15 protein-coding genes are annotated in these 19,838 nt (G+C 39.2%); 13 read left to right on the forward strand and 2 right to left on the reverse strand.

Features of this window, described 5'->3' with window-relative positions; genetic code table 11:
- Positions 1-382: 382 nt before the first annotated feature.
- Positions 383-778, reverse strand: coding sequence for a hypothetical protein (locus tag ND16A_RS04300; protein WP_033078654.1), 396 nt, complete (start codon positions 776-778; stop codon positions 383-385).
- A 25-nt stretch (positions 779-803) separates the two neighbouring features.
- Positions 804-1,370, reverse strand: a complete 567-nt coding sequence (locus tag ND16A_RS04295; protein ID WP_200880854.1) for a DUF6036 family nucleotidyltransferase — start codon at positions 1,368-1,370, stop codon at positions 804-806.
- A gap of 833 nt (positions 1,371-2,203) precedes the next feature.
- Between ND16A_RS04295 and tviB the strand changes: the two genes are divergently transcribed.
- From tviB to ND16A_RS04230, 13 genes are all read left to right on the forward strand, one after another.
- On the forward strand, positions 2,204-3,478 hold the full coding sequence (gene tviB / locus ND16A_RS04290; RefSeq protein WP_033078656.1) for a Vi polysaccharide biosynthesis UDP-N-acetylglucosamine C-6 dehydrogenase TviB: 1,275 nt from the start codon (positions 2,204-2,206) through the stop codon (positions 3,476-3,478).
- A 153-nt stretch (positions 3,479-3,631) separates the two neighbouring features.
- Positions 3,632-4,648 (forward strand): SDR family oxidoreductase, encoded by a 1,017-nt coding sequence (locus ND16A_RS04285; protein ID WP_033078657.1) that lies wholly within the window; start codon positions 3,632-3,634, stop codon positions 4,646-4,648.
- 202 nt (positions 4,649-4,850) lie between these two features.
- Positions 4,851-6,773: a polysaccharide biosynthesis protein gene (locus ND16A_RS04280; RefSeq protein WP_033078658.1), complete on the forward strand. Its 1,923-nt coding sequence runs from the start codon at positions 4,851-4,853 to the stop codon at positions 6,771-6,773.
- 240 nt (positions 6,774-7,013) lie between these two features.
- Positions 7,014-9,254, forward strand: coding sequence for a YjbH domain-containing protein (locus tag ND16A_RS04275; RefSeq protein WP_160173537.1), 2,241 nt, complete (start codon positions 7,014-7,016; stop codon positions 9,252-9,254).
- A 360-nt stretch (positions 9,255-9,614) separates the two neighbouring features.
- Positions 9,615-10,136, forward strand: coding sequence for a transcription/translation regulatory transformer protein RfaH (rfaH, locus tag ND16A_RS04270; RefSeq protein WP_033078660.1), 522 nt, complete (start codon positions 9,615-9,617; stop codon positions 10,134-10,136).
- 337 nt (positions 10,137-10,473) lie between these two features.
- Entirely contained in the window at positions 10,474-13,053 is a 2,580-nt protein-coding gene (locus tag ND16A_RS04265) for an SLBB domain-containing protein (protein WP_052073247.1), read from the forward strand.
- Positions 13,054-13,221: 168 nt separating this feature from the next.
- Entirely contained in the window at positions 13,222-14,232 is a 1,011-nt protein-coding gene (locus ND16A_RS04260; protein WP_033078661.1) for a Wzz/FepE/Etk N-terminal domain-containing protein, read from the forward strand.
- A gap of 168 nt (positions 14,233-14,400) precedes the next feature.
- The gene (gene rfbB, locus ND16A_RS04255; protein ID WP_033078662.1) at positions 14,401-15,504 is read left to right on the forward strand and encodes a dTDP-glucose 4,6-dehydratase; all 1,104 of its coding nucleotides are present in this window, start codon (positions 14,401-14,403) and stop codon (positions 15,502-15,504) included.
- Positions 15,505-15,506: 2 nt separating this feature from the next.
- Complete coding sequence (rfbA, locus tag ND16A_RS04250) at positions 15,507-16,394, forward strand: glucose-1-phosphate thymidylyltransferase RfbA (RefSeq protein WP_235282202.1); 888 nt, start codon at positions 15,507-15,509, stop codon at positions 16,392-16,394.
- Position 16,395: 1 nt separating this feature from the next.
- Entirely contained in the window at positions 16,396-17,472 is a 1,077-nt protein-coding gene (locus tag ND16A_RS04245; RefSeq protein WP_033078663.1) for a DegT/DnrJ/EryC1/StrS aminotransferase family protein, read from the forward strand.
- Between the two features lies 1 nt (position 17,473).
- Positions 17,474-18,163 carry a WbqC family protein gene (locus tag ND16A_RS04240; RefSeq protein ID WP_033078664.1) on the forward strand — a complete coding sequence of 230 codons (690 nt, stop codon included), beginning with the start codon at positions 17,474-17,476 and terminating at the stop codon, positions 18,161-18,163.
- A gap of 25 nt (positions 18,164-18,188) precedes the next feature.
- The gene (locus ND16A_RS04235; RefSeq protein ID WP_033078665.1) at positions 18,189-19,160 is read left to right on the forward strand and encodes an NAD-dependent epimerase/dehydratase family protein; all 972 of its coding nucleotides are present in this window, start codon (positions 18,189-18,191) and stop codon (positions 19,158-19,160) included.
- Positions 19,153-19,827 (forward strand): sulfotransferase, encoded by a 675-nt coding sequence (locus tag ND16A_RS04230; protein ID WP_033078666.1) that lies wholly within the window; start codon positions 19,153-19,155, stop codon positions 19,825-19,827. The genes ND16A_RS04235 and ND16A_RS04230 overlap by 8 nt, the downstream gene beginning before the upstream one ends.
- Positions 19,828-19,838: the final 11 nt, after the last annotated feature.

Raw genomic sequence — 19,838 nt, forward strand, 5'->3', positions numbered from 1 at the left:
ATGAGAAAAACAATTAAAAGTTGACGCATCGTGAACACTTGCGCTAAAAATTAAAGAAGGTTACGCGTTAAAAATTCAGGTGTTCACGATAAACCGGAATCGGTGTTCACGTTCGCCGGAATATGCAATGTATTTTGGAAGATGGGGCATTTTATACCTTTTAGGGTATGTTGAGGGGTTAAATGTTTGTAGAGCCCCCGTTATGGAATTTTTTGTATAAAGCGTCTCAATTTACCCCTTATAGGGTAAATAATTGAAAGTTAGCCGTTTCAGATAAACTATTATGGATGAAGTGACAGACCGTATTCTGCCTAATCGTCAGAAGTTCTTGTGCGGTGATAGATATAAAAAAGCCGCTTGAAATAGCGGCTTTAAAAGCGTGTTAGGCTGAGAGAGCAAAGGTGCTACTTTTATAGCTTCTTCTTTGATAAGCCATTAATCCTCTAAATTCCGTTTTCATTTCAACGGTAGCTCCCCATTTTTTTACTAGCATGTCTTTTGAGGTGCTATCTGGACTATGTTTATTTTTTCTTCTTTCTAAGTCGGCAAGAAGTTTAGAGCGTAGATAATTCTTTTTTGAAGCATCTAAGCAATTATAGCGAGTGAGCTTGTCTAGAAGGTAACCGGCTTGAGAAACATCTTTACTACTTAATTTTTGAACGTTAGGAACAAAGTTTTCATACCAAAGTGCAAGCGCAACAAATTTCAGGCTTTCACCTGTATTTGGCTTATTTGGATTTTTAACTAGAGCTTCAAACTCTACTTGTAAACTTCGCATATTAAACTAACTTATGAATGAAAAATTAGATAGAACTTAACGTCATTATAACGTGATCAATGTTTTTGCGCAAACTATCGGGAGTCGCGGTGTATTCTAGCGCCTCTTTACACGCTTGGCTAAATTCCTCTAGTGTAAAGCGTTTATTCTTATATATCTCTACAATGTCCTTTACATCATTAACGGCGCAACGGGAAAGTTTCGATATAGCAATATCTACAGGATTAACAAGGTAAACTTGTAGTACTTGTTTACCGTCACACAATGGAATCGCCCTTTCTTTGTAATCAGGTGACACTACTGGGGTAATACCTATTTGAAAAGTATCATCCAATATCAGTTGCATATCACCTTCAATAGGATCATTAAAATATACGTCATTTAACTCGATAACCACGCTTCCAATATCAAGTTGAGTAGTTGCTTCTATTTCAACATCTAAATCGTTACTCCCGCGAGCGTTAGTTAGTATGTGTACAGCGCAACCACCGAAAATGTAGGCTTTTACTGCGCCAGGTACTTTGACGTCATTTAGTTTGCTTTCTATTTCTGAATTGAGTTGAGACAATAATTCAAAAATCGCTTTCGACATTGGTGTATCTAAATATAAATTCATAAAGGGCTTAAAGTCATTATTTTTGATAATTTTATCATTAATCAGTTTGTTTTACTTTCTAAAGCTGATTAATTAACTTGTATCTATATAAGTCAATTATTGTTTACTTATGACTAGTTCGTTTGGCACTAACAGTATGAGTTAACTTTAATTTACTTTAATATTGAAAAAAATTTAGAGCTTGTACTTATTTGTACGCATAAATTTTGATTTCAAAAATGAAGATTATTGCATCCATATTTAGATAATGATGTTGAATATACTCAACAGCTTAGCTCAGATATATCACTCGACTTTTTGAAACATTGTCGTCATTCATGCAATATTTGGTTTCACTATGGTTTCATGCTTCGTATAAGTTTTTGATTGTTAATCGCTTAATTTGCAAGGGCTAGAGGCTGGACTATTGGATTTAGCAAATATGTTAGCCTGTAGAGCCAAAAGCTTGAAAAACAAGCTTCTAGAATAATTGATGTTGAGCATTACATCATAAAAACTCCTTATGAATAATGGGCCGTGATTTTGTAATCCATCAATGGTGTTGGAAGTTGTATACAGACTAGGGACGACCAGCTTTTTTGCATTTTGAAAGTGGCTACTTGTATGACAACGTTTCTTGGTAATAAATTTTAATTTCTTTCATCGTACAAAGTAAAAACACGCCATTTTGATGAACACAGCAAAGTTTTGTTCTATTATAAAGCGCTTATACAGGAGCGTTATCAAGGGGAATTTCAATCGCTTGATGTTAGTAATTTTGGTAATTACACCTATACTCAAGTTTATCAATAATAAAAACTTGAAAACACATGGATTTATCATTAAAAAAAATAGCCATAATCGGCTTGGGCTATGTAGGGCTGCCACTGGCGGTTGAATTTGCCAAACGTTACCCAATCGTTGGCTTTGATATCAAGCAATCTCGCATTGATGAACTCAAAGATGGCATAGATAATACCCTGGAAATTACAGCGGAAAAATTAACTGTAGCCACGCAACTTACCTTCACCAATCAAGTTAATGATTTAAAATCCTGTAATTTTTATATTGTTACTGTACCTACCCCCATTGATAAACATAAGCAACCCGATTTAACGCCGTTAATTATGGCTAGTGAAATGCTTGGCAAGGTGGTTAAGCATGGTGACATTGTAGTCTTTGAATCGACCGTGTACCCAGGCGCTACCGAAGAAGAGTGTATTCCGGTTATTGAACAAGTTTCGGGCTTAGTGTTTAATCAGGATTTTTTTGCCGGTTATTCGCCGGAAAGAATTAACCCCGGCGATAAAGAGCATACCGTCAGCAAGATATTAAAGATTACTTCTGGCTCAACTTCTGCGGCGGCTGAAGAAATTGATCAAGTTTATAAAAGTATCATCACTGCCGGCACATATAAAGCCTCGAGTATCATGGTAGCAGAAGCGGCAAAAGTGATTGAGAATACCCAGCGCGATGTCAATATAGCCCTTATTAACGAATTGGCCATTATCTTTAATCGGCTTGGTATTGATACCTTAGATGTATTGGAGGCCGCGGGTACCAAATGGAATTTCTTACCCTTTCGGCCTGGCCTAGTTGGAGGCCATTGTATTGGCGTTGACCCTTATTACTTAACCCAAAAAGCCGAAAACATTGGCTATCACCCGAAAATGATTTTGGCTGGCCGGCATTTAAATGATGGCATGGGCGAATACGTGGTGTCGCAACTAGTCAAAAATATGATGAAACAACACGCCCATGTTGAACATGCCAATGTACTCATTTTAGGGTTGACCTTTAAAGAAAACTGTCCGGATCTGAGAAATACCAAGGTGATAGATATTGTTAATGAGCTGCATGAATACAACATGCAGGTAGATGTGTTTGATCCCTGGTGTGATAAACACGAAGCGAAACACTTATACAATATTGATCTTCTCGAAGAGCCTAGAGTAGGGCATTACGATGCGATTATTTTAACGGTAGCTCATGATCAGTTTAAAGCACTAACTAGCAAACAAATACGAGCCTGGGGCAGACGTGGCCATTTTATTTATGATTTGAAATATATTTTGCCAAAAGGTGATGTTGATTTGAGGTTGTAGAGAGAGAGGAACGAGGAACTGGGAACGAGGAACTAAGTTGTTTCAGGTTTAGTTTACAGTTCAGGTTTGATGTTCTTTTTTAAATTTGGAGCTTGGAACTAGGAACTTGGAGCGGGGTGCTAAGTTTAAGGTTAGGGTATCTGGGGAGAAATGATGACGGACTATGAAGTGATTTGTGATGGCTTGCGGCAAAGGCCTAAAGTTTGGTTGGTTACTGGTGTTGCCGGGTTTATTGGCTCAAATTTATTAGAGACGTTGTTAAGCCTTGGGCAAAGAGTGGTGGGGTTGGATAATTTCTCTACAGGGCATAAAAAAAATTTAACTGAAGTGCAAGGTGAAGTGTCTGCTGTGCATTGGCAGAATTTTACTTTTGTTGAAGGCGATATTTGTGAGCTGGATGATTGCAAAAAAGTGGTTGAAGGCGTTGATTATGTTCTCCATCAAGCCGCGTTAGGTTCGGTGCCAAGATCGATTGAAGACCCGATTAATACCAACGCCAGTAATATCACTGGCTTTTTAAATATGCTGGTTGCCAGTTATGAGGCAAAAGTATCAAGTTTTACTTATGCCGCCTCCTCTTCAACTTATGGTGATCACCCCGGGTTGCCGAAAGTAGAAGATACCATTGGCAAACCATTATCACCCTATGCCATTACCAAATATGTCAATGAATTATACGCCACTAACTTTGCCACAACCTATGGCTTTAAGTGCATCGGCTTAAGGTATTTTAATGTGTTTGGTAAACGCCAGGACCCTAATGGCGCCTATGCTGCAGTTATTCCGAAATGGGCGGCTGCAATGATTAATAACGCTCCCGTTGTGATAAACGGTGATGGCGAAACCTCACGCGATTTTTGTTTTATAGACAATACGGTACAAATGAATATTTTGGCCGCTACCGCGAACGATGATGCTAAAGATCAAGTGTATAACGTAGCCAAAGGTGACAGAACCAGCCTGAATGAGTTGTATGCCGCCATACGTAACAACATTGCTGATTTAGGGATTGATTATCACCAAACTCCCCAATATGCTGTGTTTAGGCCCGGCGATGTGCGCCACTCGCAAGCCGATATTTCTAAGGCCCGCCAACTGTTATGTTATGCACCAGAGTTTAGTGTTCAGCAAGGACTGGCAAAGACTATGGCTTGGTACATCAGCCAATAAACGAAGTAAGTGCATAATTTTTATAGATTAAGCTTAGTTTTAGCATGGTTTTAGCCTAAACATCGTCAATAATGCATGATTTTATTCACTCTTAGGTCGCATTTTGCTATGATAGCGGTAACTTTTATTTACAAAAATAAGATGGTAAATCATTTAGAATGGCATTCTTTCTGAATCGTTAAAACCACCAGGTTGCTTTATCATGGACAGCATTTTTTATTTATCCCGCCCGCTTAAACGCTTGATCAGCGTATTTATCGATTCAGTATTTATAATATTCGCCTTTTGGTTTGCCTTGTTTTTGCGCTTAGACAGTCATATAGAATTTTATGATGTTAACTACTGGTACATGTTAACTGCGGTAGTGGTGGTGAGTATTTTAGCCAACATTAATTTGGGCTTATATCGAGCAGTGCTGCGTTACTTAAACAATAAAGCAGTAATCGCCGTATCACTCAGTGTTATGTTCTCTGCCGTATGTTTAGCGGTTACCTCCTTGGTGTTTGACATTAATTTACCTCGCTCTGTGCCGGTAATTTATGGTGCTTTTTTATTGATTTTTGTTGGCGGCTCTCGTATTTCGGTACGCAGTTGGGTGCATACCGTTAACCGCAAAGAAAAAGACAATGTGTTGATTTATGGCGCGGGCTCTTCTGGTATTCAACTGGTAAATGCGCTGAACAATGGCGCTGAGTACAATCCAGCCTGTTTTGTTGATGACGATAAAGGCTTACATAAGTTATCGATTAATGGCGTTAAGGTATACGGGCCCGATAATATTGATGGCTTAATTGAAAAATACCACATCACCCATATTTTATTGGCGGTACCCTCGGCCAGTAAAAATCAGCGTGCCCGCATCTTAAATGAATTAGAGAAAACCAAAGTGGAAGTGTTGGCCATTCCCGGGATGGACGATTTGGTTTCAGGCAAAGCCAAAATTGACGATTTTGTCGAAGTGAGTATTGAAGATTTGTTAGGGCGTGACCCGGTACCACCCAATGCCGATTTAATGCATGCCGATATTGAAGATAAAGTAGTAATGGTGACCGGTGCCGGTGGCTCAATAGGCTCGGAGCTTTGCCGACAAATTATTGGCCAACAACCAAAAGCGTTATTGTTGTTTGAACTCACCGAGTTTGCCTTGTATTCAATTCACAAAGAATTAGAAGACTTTGTAAACGAGAATGGTCTAAACATTGAGCTGTACCCTCTGTTGGGCTCGGTGGAGAAACAAAATCGCCTGGAAAAAGTGATGCTCTCGTTTGCCGTACAAACCGTGTATCATGCCGCCGCCTATAAGCATGTGCCACTGGTTGAGCATAATGTGATTGAAGGTGTGCGCAATAATATTTTTGGCACCTTGCATTGCGCGCAAGCGGCTATTACGGCAAAGGTAGAAACCTTTGTGTTAATTTCTACCGATAAAGCGGTAAGACCTACCAATGTGATGGGCACTACCAAGCGCATGGCCGAGCTGTGTTTGCAGGCACTTGCCGATAAGAATGGTTCTTGCACCCGTTTTTGTATGGTGCGCTTTGGTAATGTATTGGGTTCATCGGGTTCAGTGATCCCACTGTTTAAAAAACAAATTGCCAGTGGTGGGCCTATCACCTTAACCCATAAAAATATTACCCGTTACTTTATGACCATACCCGAAGCGGCACAATTGGTAATACAAGCGGGTGCCATGGGCATGGGCGGCGATGTATTTGTACTGGATATGGGCAAACCGGTAAAAATTTATGATTTGGCCAGTAAACTGATTCATTTATCGGGCTTACATTTAAAACATGCCGGTAATGTAAATGGTGATATTGAAATAGTAGAAACCGGTTTACGCCCCGGTGAAAAACTGTTTGAAGAGTTGCTCATTGGTGATGATGTGGACAAAACCGGTAATGAACGCATTATGACCGCCTCGGAAGTGTTTTTACCCTGGGGTGAATTGGATGTAATGCTTAGCGCACTTGAAGTTGCTTGTAAAACCTTTGATCAGCAAGCGATCAGAGAAATATTATTGAATGCGCCTACCGGCTTTGCCCCAAGTGATGAGATATGCGATTTGGTGTATTTAAATTCGCCCAAGAATAAAGCGCCACTCACTATTGTTTCAGCCAGTTAATTAGCTATAGTAATTTTTAGTTTAATTTAACTCAACTTAAATTAACTCTGATTAATTAAGCGAAACCACAATAATGATTATTGTGGTTTTTTTAGTTTTGGGGGTAATTAACTTGGAATTACCAGGGAGGATTTGAATTCTTTTGGTTCCGATGAAGTTTAATTTAATGCTCAGGTTAATTGCTTGTTAAAGGTGTTGTGTTTAAAATAGCGTTTATATTAACAATAACGATTCATGGATATGAAACCCATTAACCCTTTTTTATCTACGCCCATCGCGATAGGCGCTTGTTTTTTCTCCTTATGTTGCGTTGCTAGCTCGGATTTTGCAGCTGACACCTCCGTTGTTGATAGCTATTCAATGCAGGCCTATACCGGCGTGTTTAATACACCTACAGCCAATGTCATTGATTACGGCGATTTTGGCTTTAGTTACAGTGATAATTATGCCGATAGAAGTACACTATTTTTGAATCAGCCTGGTTTTGTTACCGCCAATGATATGAAGTTTGGTGTTGGCTTATTGCCGAATGTGGAAGTGGTAGGGCGGTTGGCTACGCGAACCTGGGATTGTAATCACTACGTAGAAGATGACTGTGGTTTTCGTGATTTATCGGCCTCGTTTAAATGGAAAATCCCGTTTATCCCCCAAAAATGGTTTTCGTTGGCTGTAGGTGGCCAAGATATTGCTGGTGCCGCGGTGTTTTCTGAAGCGTATTATGTGAGTGCTAGTAAAGAGTTTAACTTTAGTTCTTTTGGTGCTGTTCGCACCAGCGTAGGGCTTTCTTCATCGGATAATACCATTGGTTATATGAATGGGGCTTTTGGCTCGGTTGAATATCAGCCTTTTGAGTATTTGCAAGTTGCGGCCGAGTACGATGCTAATGCGGTAAATGTTGGGGTTAAGGCGTTTGCGCCTGATACTTGGTTGCCTGATGGTTGGGATGCTTATGTTTCTGCGCAGTTGTATTCTAGTGATGATGCGCGGAATGAGCGGGAGCAGTGGTTTAATTTTGGGGTTAGTATTCCTTTGGGTGCTGGGGCTTATGTTGGGGGAGGGAGCGTAACTGGAGGTTCCGCTGCGCGGAATGACGCGAGGTTAAAACCCCGCCAACCAGATGCGAGGTTGAAACCCCGCCAACCGGGTGAGGTTGGTGTTGAGACTTTAGTTTCGCGTGATGATGGTGGTAGCGCTGCTGAAGGTTCAGCTGCGCGGAATTACGCGAGGTTAAAACCCCGCCAACCGGATGGGAAGTTGAAACTTCGCGGTGATGCTTTGAAGGATTTTGCTGCTTACCTTGTTGATTATGGTTTTGAGTCGGTTTCGGTGGGAACTCGGAGCGAGGAGCTAGGATCTGGGGTCGTTGTTCGGTTTGAGAATAATTTGTTTAATCGGGATGAGCGGGAAGCGGTTGCGGTTGTGTCTGATTTAGTTCTTGCTCGATTGGGTGTTGATGCGGTTGTTGAGTTGACGAATTTTGGGGTGGTGGTTGATAGCAACTTTGTTACAGGAACGGGGAACGAGGAACGGGGAACTAGGAACTATGGACCTGTAAACGAGAAACCTGGGGATGATGGGCTTACGGGCTTGTTCTCAGGCTTGTTTGGTGATGATGATGTTACCTGGGCGGTAAACGACTCTGGTTCTGCGCATTTTGTGCCGCGGTTGATATTATCGCCGGCGTTGTATTCTTTGGTGGGTACCGAATACGGCGCCTTTGATTATCAGTTGGTGTTAAGCTCGAATTTGCAAATGTCGTTGTGGGATGGCGCGGTGATCGATATTCGCCATTTATCGGATACGGTGGCCAACTCGGACGATTTTGCCGATGGTAGTTTTTTTAAGCGTCAATATGGTACTCAGCAGGGCATCGATCGGCGCTTGTTTCATCAAACTTTTGCTTTGCCCTATAATGCCTTTACAAAATTTAGTTATGGTCGCATTTATGGCAATAGTGATGGCTTATTGAATGAAAGTCGCTGGGCCAGTCGCGAAAATACTCACCGGGTCAGCTTGTTGGTTGGCGATTTTGAAGATACTAGGGTTAATTGGGCCGGTAAGAAAACCTATCATAAACCTAAGCTGTTAAAGTACCGATACCGCTACCAGCCATTAAATTGGGATATCGAATTAACCGCCGGTGAGTACTGGCAGGGTGACAAAGGGTTTACCTTGCGCTCGCTGCACTGGTTTGGTAATACCCAAATAGGCCTGCGTTATCGTAAAACCAAATTTGATGACAGTGACGGTGGTGAAGAAGAAGACTTTGTTGCCATCGGCTTTTCAATTCCGCTTAACTTTGGTAAATCGATGAAGTCTGATCTTGGTTTTCAGGTGAGGGGCATTGAGCAGTGGAACTATTATGTGGAAACTAATTTAGAATCGGAAGGGACCGCCAATACCATTAAAACTGGTTTTGGTAAGGAGCCGTTGCTGTATCATAACCTTAATCAGGCGTATTTTAACCGTGATAGGAATTGATGTTAAACGGTAAATGATATTGAACAAGACAAATTCGTGCTGCTTGCAACCGCTAATCATTTAAATTAATGATTTAAATGATTAGCGGTTGCTCATTATTTTGAGTTTAGACAAGCTGAAAATCAATTTTAATTGCCTTTTCAAGGAGTAAAACAAAAGTTGTGAGTGCGAATATTAATCCACATTTATCTAAGCGTTTGTAAAATTTAGCGATATTTCACTAAAAAAAAAGGTAGACAAAACCGTAGTAATTCATGTTTTTGTTCCTTATAATACACCCCGGTAAAATGTGTATTGTAAAGCAAGTGTCAGGCTAGTGTTTAGTATGATTTCAGCTTATGTAAAGGGATTCGAAGTAGTATGGTTAACACATTAACTTCCAATTGGTTTGTGTTAACAAGTAAACCGAAAGAAGAGCAACGTGCACACGACAACTTAACCTCGCAAGGATACGAGGTGTTTTTACCGAAAATATCTAAGATAAGCAAAAGACAAGGAATAAAGTCTGTCTCGCTAGCGCCATTATTTCCGAATTATTTATTCATCAACCTTGAGCCCGAACAAGCAAATTTTAATGCGATTCGTTCAACTCGAGGTGTGGGCAGTTTTGTTCGTTTTGGGGTAAAACACGCCACCATCAGTAATAACTTAATTGATAAAATTAAAGCTGATTTACAAGGTGAAGACAGTAATAAAAGCCTTGCCCAACTGTTAGCGTATAACAGCGGTGATAAAGTAGAGATAAACCAAGGGCCATTTAAAGGTCTTGGCGCAATATACAAAGCCAAAGATGGTTTAGAGCGCAGCATATTATTAATCAATATGTTGGGCCAACAAAATGAAGTAGCCGTTGAAAATCAATTTATTGATAAATCAAGCTAGTTCTTTTTCGCGTTATTTCTGACTTGTTCAGGAATTTACAAACGGATAAACCTGCCTTTTGGAGCCAAACCAATGGGCGGAAGCGTGCCTAAAGCACTACAGAAATAAACAATTATTACATCCTCAATACCAATCCGTATAATGATCTGGTCATTGAGTAACTCTTATAAACAACATATGAGTTACCCTTCGGGAATGTATAAAAAGCTTGAGAACTTCCTGAAATTTCGAAAATATATGAATAACTATCTCTTCAAAATTTCAATTGTTCTAAAGCTTTCTATATCATTCTCAATTGATCACATCATTACGCGAACTGGTATAACTAGTAGATATTATGAGAAATAAAAAAATGTCGTTCAAAAATTTGCTAACTAAATTATTTTTAACGAGTACATTACTCAGTTCTGCGGTATTTGCCGCTGGCCCTACCGCAGCTCAAATTGAACAATTTAAACGTTTACCTGCCTCTCAGCAACAAGCATTAGCCCAAAGCATGGGCGTTGATTTAAATGCATTAAAAATGCAGTCAAGTTCAATGCAACAGCAAGTTGAAGAAACGGTTACACCAGTAGTGGCACGTGAGCCTGAGCTGCAAGTGATTGAAAGCATTGACGGCGAAGTCACAGAATTAAAAGCCTTCGGTTATGACGTGTTTGCTAATGCGCCTTCTACGTTTACCCCAAACTTAGACGTAGCAGTGCCAGAAAGTTATGTGGTGGGCCCTGGCGATAATGTATCGGTACAAATTTTTGGTAAGGAGAATTTAGATTACCAATTACCGGTTACCCGAGAAGGGCAAGTGGTTATTCCTAATTTGGGCCCGTTTAGTGTAGTGGGGCTAACCTATGCGGAAATGAAGCAGTTTTTAGGAGCAAAAATACAACAACGCATTTTAGGGGTGAACGTAGTGGTAAGCATTGCCTCTCTGCGTTCAATGCGGGTATTTGTTCTGGGGGATGCCTATAAGCCAGGCCCTTACATTATTAATTCATTATCCAGCGTTACCCATGCGTTATTTGCGGCTGGCGGTATCAGTGATATTGGCTCATTACGTAATATTCAAGTAAAGCGTGCCGGTAAATTAATTCAATCTTTTGATCTATACGATTTACTGATCAAAGGTGACTCAAGCAACGATATATTATTGCAAGCTGGCGATGTGGTTTTTGTTGCGTCTGTGGGGCATCGGGTAAGTGTAGATGGTGAAGTAAGACGGGCGGGCATCTATGAAATTAGCAACAAAGAGACATTTAGCGATGTGATAAAGATGGCTGGTGGTTTATTGCCTTCGGCTTTTCCAAAAGCGACCCGGGTTGAGCGTTATAGCGAGAATAACTTACGCAGTGTAAAAAACGTGAACTTGGCTAATAAAGCCGAGTTGGCCAGTGTGGTTAAAAATGGCGACGCCATTCATGTGCTAAAAACCTCTGATTTGTTCGACCAATCTATTGAAGTTATTGGTGCGGTTACTCGCCCGGGTACTTACCAGTGGGTGCAGGGCCAAACCATTAACGACATCTTTCCAGATTTCAATGCCTACTTATTAGCCGAAGCCGATTTAAACTACAGTTTAATTGTACGTGAAATTGACCGTGCCAGAAACATTGAAGTGTTGCAATTTAACTTAAGCAACGCCATTCATAACCCTGAATCGGTCGATAATATTGAAATACAAGCCCGGGATAAAATTATTATCTTTGCCAATACAGAGATGGATTTAAGCCTTAATCAAAAAGGTGATAAAATTGATGCCGGATTATTGGCACAATTAAAAGGTAAAAGCGTTGAGCAATTAGGCGATGATAAGGGTAGCAAGCAGTTAATTATTGAAAAGCTGAAAGAAAATGCCCGCTTTCGATTACTTGCACCAGTTATTCAAAAATTAAAACTACAAGGCGCCTCGGGCAAACCAATGCAATTAATTGAAGTTGATGGCCAGGTGAAGTACCCCGGTGTTTACCCGTTGGCGAAAAACTCAAAAGTCTCATATTTAATTGCTGCCGCTGGCGGCATTACCGAATCGGCTTATTTAGCGCGGGCTGAAGTTACCCGTAACACCGTAGACAGTGAAAAGGCGGGTAAAATATCGATCAATGTCAATTTAAAAGATGCATTGGCGAATAACCTTGAAGCTGATATTGCATTACAAAGTAAAGATCGCTTAAACGTTCATCAAATACCATCTTGGACGGAAAACCATGTGGTTAACTTAAAAGGTGAATTTGTATTCCCTGGAAAATATACTATTCGCCGCGGTGAAACCTTAGACGATGTGATTAAAAAAGCCGGCGGATTTACCGAATATGCCTTTCCACAAGGGGGCGTATTTACCCGAACAAAATTAAAACTGCTAGAAATACATAACCTGAAAAAATTGGCTTCTGATCTAAGAATGGAAATAGCCTCCAAATCATTAACGGAAGGTTCAAATATCGCCTATGCAGAAGCTCAAAGCTTACTGTCTGATTTAACCAAGGTTGAACCCGTAGGGCGTTTGGTAATAAACCTGCCAAAATTGGTTAACGATGATAATTATGATGTACTGCTTGAAAACGGTGATACGTTATATGTACCGAGTACGAAAAATTCAATCAACGTTATTGGCCAAGTGCATGTCGCTACCTCACATATGTTTGATGTAAACATTAGCATAGACGATTACATCTTAAAAAGTGGCGGGGTGAAGCAACGCGCTGAAACTGACGATATCTATGTTATTGCAGCAAACGGGGACATCAAAATCATTGAAAGCTCAAACTGGTTTTCTTCCAACACTGACGAAGGCTTGCAGCCAGGAGATACCATTGTTGTACCACTAGACAGTGACTACACCAACAACCTAACGCTTTGGACAACAGCGACCCAGATATTGTACAACACTGCTGTAGCATTTGCTGCCATCAACGGCATATAAGCCAGTATCATGAAGATGCAATTGTCATTGATATTTAAAAGCCATTAATATTTTAAAGCGATGCCGCGTAGGCGCAAAGCTTTAAAGTGAGGTCTAATTGATTTAAATGCCCGAGATATTTTCGGGCTCTAAGCAAACTGAGACCATCCGGGAAACCAGGAACTCAAAATGAAAGAACCGCAACACCAACAAAATCAGCAACTACAAGACCCGCAATATATTGCCATGCCGCAAAATATGCAGCCTCGACTCCATCGACAAGACGATGGCATAGATTTAAAAGAACTTTGGACTGCACTATGGGCCGGAAAATGGTTAATTATCGCAATTACTATTATTTTTGCTGCAGCTTCAGTTGCCTATGCCATTTATCAACCTAATATTTATAAAGCAAGTACCGTTTTAGCACCCGCAGGGGATAGTGGCTCTGGTGGTTTATCAAAGCTTGCTGGTCAATTTGGCGGCTTGGCGAGTCTAGCAGGAATTAGCCTTGGTGGTGGTAGTGCAGACCAAACAGGAATTGCTTTAGAAGTGTTAAAGTCTAGGGTTTTTACTGAACAATTTATTGAAAGGCATCAACTGTTAGTACCGCTTATGGCCGCCAAAAATTGGGACCAAATAAGCAATGAACTGCAGTACAAACCAGATGTTTATGATGTATCTACAAAAGAGTGGGTAAGAAAAGCAAGCTTTCCAAAAACATCAAAACCGTCAAGTTGGGAGGCGTTTGAGCGATTTAGAGAATTAGTTACAGTAAGCCAGATTAAAGAAACGGGCATGGTGATAATCAGTATAGAATATTATTCACCAATAATTGCCAAACAGTGGTTAACGTACCTTGTCCAAGATCTAAATGAACAAATGCGAACCAAGGATCAACAAGAAGCGAAAAATAGCATCGACTTCCTTAATGAAAAGCTGGAAAACAACCTCCTGGCTTCCGATATGCAATCAATATTTTACCAGTTAATTGAAGAACAAACCAAAACGATGATGCTAACTGAAGTATCAAAAGAGTACGTATTCAAAACCATTGATCCTCCCAATGCCCCTGAAGATAAAGAAAAACCGAAAAGAGCGATAATTAGTATTTTTGGCACAATACTAGGTGGCATGTTTGCCCTACTGTTTGTATTAGTACGCCACTATGCTTTTAAACCCGAAAAAGAAATCGAGTAGCCATTTATTCTTATAAAACTAAGAGTTCTTAATTGCATTCTCAGCTGATTAAAACAGGTTATACAGTCTCATAATGACAGTGATGTTATTGACACCATTTATAGGATGTACTGACTGTTAAAATTCGATTTTAACAGTCAGTATATTAAAGAAAATAAGGTACGAATTGTGAAAGTATTAGTGACAGGTGGCGCCGGTTTTATCGGATCTGCCGTTATTCGCCATATCATTGAAAATACCAATGATAGTGTAGTTAATGTCGATAAATTAACCTATGCGGGTAATTTAGAATCGCTGCAGTGTATTTCCAACGACCAACGCTATGCATTTGAACAAGTCGATATATGTAATAGAGCGGAACTAGATCGAGTTTTTGAACAGCATCAACCCGATATTGTTATGCACCTTGCTGCAGAAAGTCACGTTGATCGTTCTATCGATGGTCCGGCTGAATTTATCGATACCAACATCATTGGTACCTATAACTTACTGGAAGCTGCTCGAAGCTACTGGAACTTATTATCGGATGATTCAAAAGCAAAATTTAAGTTCCATCATATTTCTACCGATGAAGTTTTTGGTGATTTGGATGGGCCAGACGATTTATTTACTGAAGAATCTTCTTATGCTCCCAGTTCTCCTTATTCGGCATCAAAAGCGGCAAGTGATCATTTAGTTAGAGCATGGCAAAGAACATATGGCTTACCAACGATATTGTCAAATTGTTCTAATAACTATGGACCATACCATTTCCCGGAAAAACTAATACCATTAGTCATTTTAAATGCGTTAGAAGCTAAGCCTTTGCCCGTATATGGTGATGGTCTACAAGTGAGGGATTGGCTATTTGTTGAAGATCACGCCAGGGCTTTGTTTTTAATCGCAACAAATGGTAAAGAGGGTGAAACCTACAATATTGGTGGTCACAATGAAAAAACCAACATTGATGTGGTTAACACCATTTGTGAATTACTGGAGGAATTAGTCCCAAGTAAAAGTAATAGCGCTTTTAACCATTATGAGGGTGAAGCTGATTCAGTAACAAAAACATCTTATAAGGATTTAATCACCTTTGTAGAAGATCGCCCTGGTCATGATATACGTTATGCCATTGACGCATCGAAACTCGAACGTGAGCTTGGCTGGAAGCCAGAAGAAAGCTTTGAGTCGGGGATACGAAAAACGGTGCAATGGTATCTCGAGAACAAGTCTTGGTGGAACCGGGTATTAGATGGTTCTTACGCGATGGAAAGGTTAGGGACTAAAACTTAACAATGGAAGAAACAATGAATACAAATAGGAAAGGTATTATTTTAGCCGGTGGTTCAGGCTCTCGTCTTTACCCGATAACTAAAGGTATATCTAAACAGCTTTTACCCATTTATGATAAGCCAATGATTTTCTATCCTCTTTCCGTGTTGATGCTTGCCGGCATTAGAGAAATATTAATCATTACTACGCCTGAGGATAAAGCCGGTTTTGTCCGCTTGCTCGGTGATGGTAGCCAGTTTGGTATTGAACTAACCTATGAAGTTCAACCAAGTCCTGATGGTTTGGCACAAGCTTTTATTATCGGTGAAGAATTTATTGGTGACGACAATGTTTGTCTAGTCCTTGGCGATAACATTTATTTTGGTCAGGGGTTTTCACCAAAATTATTAAAGGCTGCAAGTAGAGAATCTGGAGCGACAGTATTTGGCTATCAAGTTAAAGATCCTGAGCGCTTTGGTGTCGTTGAATTTGATGAACATAAAAAAGCCATTTCAATTGAAGAGAAGCCGTTAAAAGCAAAGTCAAACTTTGCCGTTACGGGCTTATATTTCTACGATAATCAAGTGGTAGAAATCGCTAAAAGCATCACTCCTTCAGCTCGAGGAGAATTGGAGATTACCTGTGTAAATAATGAATATTTAGCACGTGGTGAATTAAATGTTGAATTGTTAGGGCGTGGTTTTGCATGGTTAGACACCGGAACTTATGACAGTCTGATGGATGCTGGCCAATACGTACAAACGATTGAACACCGTCAAGGATTTAAAATAGCTTGCCTTGAAGAAATTGCCTTTAATCAAGGTTGGTTAACAGCAAAGCAAATAAAAGAAATAGCCCAACATTTAATGAAAAATTCTTATGGTGAATATTTAATGAGTTTAATAAATTAGCATGATTGCATTAAATAGCCCTTTAAAACCAGATCTTAAAAAAATTCAAAAATACCTTGAACAAGTCAACGACAACGGTTGGTTTACTAATTTTGGTCCGTTGCATAATGAGCTTACGGCTAAGCTTGAAGACTATCTGGGCGTTAAAAACTTATTGTTAGTCAACAATGGTACATCGGCTTTACAAGTTGCAGCTAAAACTTTAGGCACCGAATCTATTTTATCTACACCCTTTAGTTTTGTGGCAACGGCAAGTGCATTTATGTGGCAAAAAGATGACGTTGCGTTCGCCGACATTAACCGAAACAGTTACAACCTATGCCCAATAGCAATCGATGATGCTTATAGAAAAGGCTGTAAAGCCGACACTGTAGTTGCAACACATGTTTATGGTAATCCTTGTGATGTAGAGGCATTTGATGAGTTAAGTGAAAATAAAAATATTAAAATAATTTATGATGCCGCGCATGCTTTTGGTATCAAAATTGGCAATGACTCAGTCCTTAACTATGGCGATGCCAGTACCTTAAGTTTTCATGCAACGAAAGTCTTTCATACTATTGAAGGGGGGGCCGTTGTTTTTAAAGATAAAGCGAATTTTGATAAAGCCAAAGAATTAATAAACTTTGGGATACAAGCGACTAATGAAATCATTGATGTTGGTATAAATGCCAAGTTAAATGAATACCAAGCTGCCGTTGGCTTAGTGAATTTAGACGAAATGGACAATGTTTTACATCATAGAGCCGGCTTGTTTCATGCGTATTGTATTGGCTTACAAGAGATTGTTGAAATTCCATCATGGCACCCTCAAGCTAACGTCAACGGTGCCTATATGCCAATTAAATTGGCAAATTATAATCAACTGATAAAAGTGACCGAGATTTTGAAGGAGAATAACATTCAGAGTCGACATTATTTTTCACCGTCGTTAGATAAAATCTTTGTCGACAATTTCAATTATGGGACTGTGAATTGCCATCAGGTTTGTGCAGGGATTTTGTGTCTACCTATGCATGCGCATATGTCTTTAGCCGATGTTGCTAAAGTAATCACTATTATCAAAAAGGCGTTATAAAATGATTGTTGGCGTCATGCAACCTTATTTGTTTCCATACCTTGGTTATTATCAATTAGTACACCATTGCAGCCATTTCGTCTTCTATGATGATGTGAACTTTATCAAAGGTGGCTACATAAATAGAAATAATATTTTATCGAATGGTAACAAACAATTGTTCACATTACCTGTGGTACAAGCTTCGAGTTTTAAAAAAATTAATTCCCTTGATTTTCAGCTCAATAGTAAAAAAATAATAAAAACCATAGAGCAAGCATATTCTAAAAGTCCTTATTTTAATGACGTTATGCCATTGATTACAAATATTTTAAATTCATCAAACCGCAATGTATCCTCAATGGCAAGTGACTCTATAGTTCAAGTGTTTGAATATTTGGGGGTTGAAAAGGCGTTCTATCATTCGAGTAAACTTGAATATAATCGAGAACAAAGTGCGGCGGATAAATTGTACGCTATCTGCGATGTTTTTAATGCGAATAAATACTGCAATTCATTAGGGGGGCAGACTCTTTATTCTAAAAGTGACTTTCTTGAGAAGGGAATAGATTTGTCTTTTATTAAAATGAATTCAATTAATTATTCACAAGGAAAGAATGAGTTTGTAGACCACTTATCTATGATTGATGTGTTGATGTGGAATTCCAAAGAAGAAATCATTGAGCTTTTAGGCCAATATCAAATTAAATAATAGAAAATATGAGAATAATGTCTTTATGAAAAATGTTTTAGTAATAGGTGCTTCGGGTAGCATTGGCTCTGGATTAATAGAAGAAATATCAACGATACATAAGGTAACAGGGACTTTTTTAAATTCAGCATTAAAAAATGACAATATCACTAAAGTCCAACTCGATATCACTAAAACCGAGTCTTTTGATAATTTAGAAGGTGGCTATGATACGGTGGTTTTGATTGCTGGTGCAATGCCTGCTGCAATGAGTGGCTATGATCAAAATTTGTATATCGACGTTAATGTTAAGGGAACTCTTAATGTTTTAGAGTACTGCCGTAAAAACAACATAAAAAAAATAATATATGTGATGACATTTTCCGATGTTAGCGGCGCGTTTTACACCGGTGTCCCCATTGTTGAAACGGACTCAAGAACCTTAACTTATACAGGTGACCACGCGGTTTATGCCATTTCTAAAGTTACCGCTTGTGAATTGTTGGAACACTATCATCAAGAATATGGTTTACAGACGATAACGTTCAGAATACCTACGGTTTATTGCTGTGATGATAATGTAGATTATCATGTGGATGGCGAGTTAAAGACGAAAGCTTATATCAAGATGATTCGTTCAATTATTCAAAAACAACAGATCGAGTTATGGGGTGACATCAATAACTCTAAAGATATGCCCTATATTAAAGACTTTGCAGTTTTAATTGAAAAAGCTATTCGTCATGAAACGGCACAAGGCTTGTTTAATGCGGGTACGGGCAAACCGGTTTCGTTACAGAGTTTTGTTGATGCTATTATCAAGGTTTTTGCAAACGGCAAGGAAATAAAAATCAGCTATCGACCGGATCAGCCTTCACAACCCAATTTTACTTTTGATATGAACAAAACTAAGGACACTTTTGACTATCAGCCTAAATATGATGTTGTACAAATGCTTGAACATATTAAAAATAACACTCCCAATGGCATACTAATACCAGAACTTAAACATGACTAATATGATAAGAAAACTAGCAGACAAACTTTTTATTAATCGTATTAAGGTGCACAGAAAACAAAAAATATTTTGTATCGGATTAAACAAAACCGGTACTACTTCGGTTAATGCCGCCTGGCACGAGTTAGGGATAATTGTTGGCGATGAGTACAGCGCTAAAAAACTTTTTGATCCCTGGCGAGAAGGGAATTTCAACCCTATTATAAACTATTGTAAATCTGCCCAGGCATTTCAAGATTCTCCATTTTCGTTTCCTGAAACTTATAAGGCTTTAGATAAAGCTTTTCCGGGCAGTAAATTTATTCTAACCGTTCGAGATGACGCTGAGCAATGGTATAGCTCGATAACCCGATTTCATGCAAAAATGTGGGGCCAGGGCCGTATACCGACAAAGGCTGATTTAATGAATGCGGTAAATGGCTATAAAGGTCGCCCCTGGTTAGTCAATAGAGCGTTATTTGGTACCCCTGAAAATGATCCTTATAATAAAGACATTTTGATAAATTTTTATGCTAAATATAATTTAGATGTAAAAACCTACTTTGCAGGTAGGAGCAATGATTTTTTAGTGTTGAATTTGAAAGATAAAAACTCCTATAAAACCTTTTGTCACTTTATCAATGAGGTACCTATTGGTGAAGATTTTCCATGGAAGAATAAAACCTAACTTTCTTCAAC

Origin of the sequence: Thalassotalea sp. ND16A, assembly GCF_000764205.1 — a bacterium.
GTDB lineage: Bacteria > Pseudomonadota > Gammaproteobacteria > Enterobacterales > Alteromonadaceae > Thalassotalea_A.

Bases quoted from the DNA above. Each gene is read 5' to 3' on its own strand.
- ND16A_RS04300 (WP_033078654.1), bottom strand. From the start codon at position 778: ATGCGAAGTTTACAAGTAGAGTTTGAAGCTCTAGTTAAAAATCCAAAT.
- ND16A_RS04295 (WP_200880854.1), bottom strand. From the start codon at position 1,370: ATGTCGAAAGCGATTTTTGAATTATTGTCTCAACTCAATTCAGAAATA.
- tviB (WP_033078656.1), top strand. From the start codon at position 2,204: ATGGATTTATCATTAAAAAAAATAGCCATAATCGGCTTGGGCTATGTA.
- ND16A_RS04285 (WP_033078657.1), top strand. From the start codon at position 3,632: ATGACGGACTATGAAGTGATTTGTGATGGCTTGCGGCAAAGGCCTAAA.
- ND16A_RS04280 (WP_033078658.1), top strand. From the start codon at position 4,851: ATGGACAGCATTTTTTATTTATCCCGCCCGCTTAAACGCTTGATCAGC.
- ND16A_RS04275 (WP_160173537.1), top strand. From the start codon at position 7,014: ATGAAACCCATTAACCCTTTTTTATCTACGCCCATCGCGATAGGCGCT.
- rfaH (WP_033078660.1), top strand. From the start codon at position 9,615: ATGGTTAACACATTAACTTCCAATTGGTTTGTGTTAACAAGTAAACCG.
- ND16A_RS04265 (WP_052073247.1), top strand. From the start codon at position 10,474: ATGAGAAATAAAAAAATGTCGTTCAAAAATTTGCTAACTAAATTATTT.
- ND16A_RS04260 (WP_033078661.1), top strand. From the start codon at position 13,222: ATGAAAGAACCGCAACACCAACAAAATCAGCAACTACAAGACCCGCAA.
- rfbA (WP_235282202.1), top strand. From the start codon at position 15,507: ATGGAAGAAACAATGAATACAAATAGGAAAGGTATTATTTTAGCCGGT.
- ND16A_RS04245 (WP_033078663.1), top strand. From the start codon at position 16,396: ATGATTGCATTAAATAGCCCTTTAAAACCAGATCTTAAAAAAATTCAA.
- ND16A_RS04240 (WP_033078664.1), top strand. From the start codon at position 17,474: ATGATTGTTGGCGTCATGCAACCTTATTTGTTTCCATACCTTGGTTAT.
- ND16A_RS04235 (WP_033078665.1), top strand. From the start codon at position 18,189: ATGAAAAATGTTTTAGTAATAGGTGCTTCGGGTAGCATTGGCTCTGGA.
- ND16A_RS04230 (WP_033078666.1), top strand. From the start codon at position 19,153: ATGACTAATATGATAAGAAAACTAGCAGACAAACTTTTTATTAATCGT.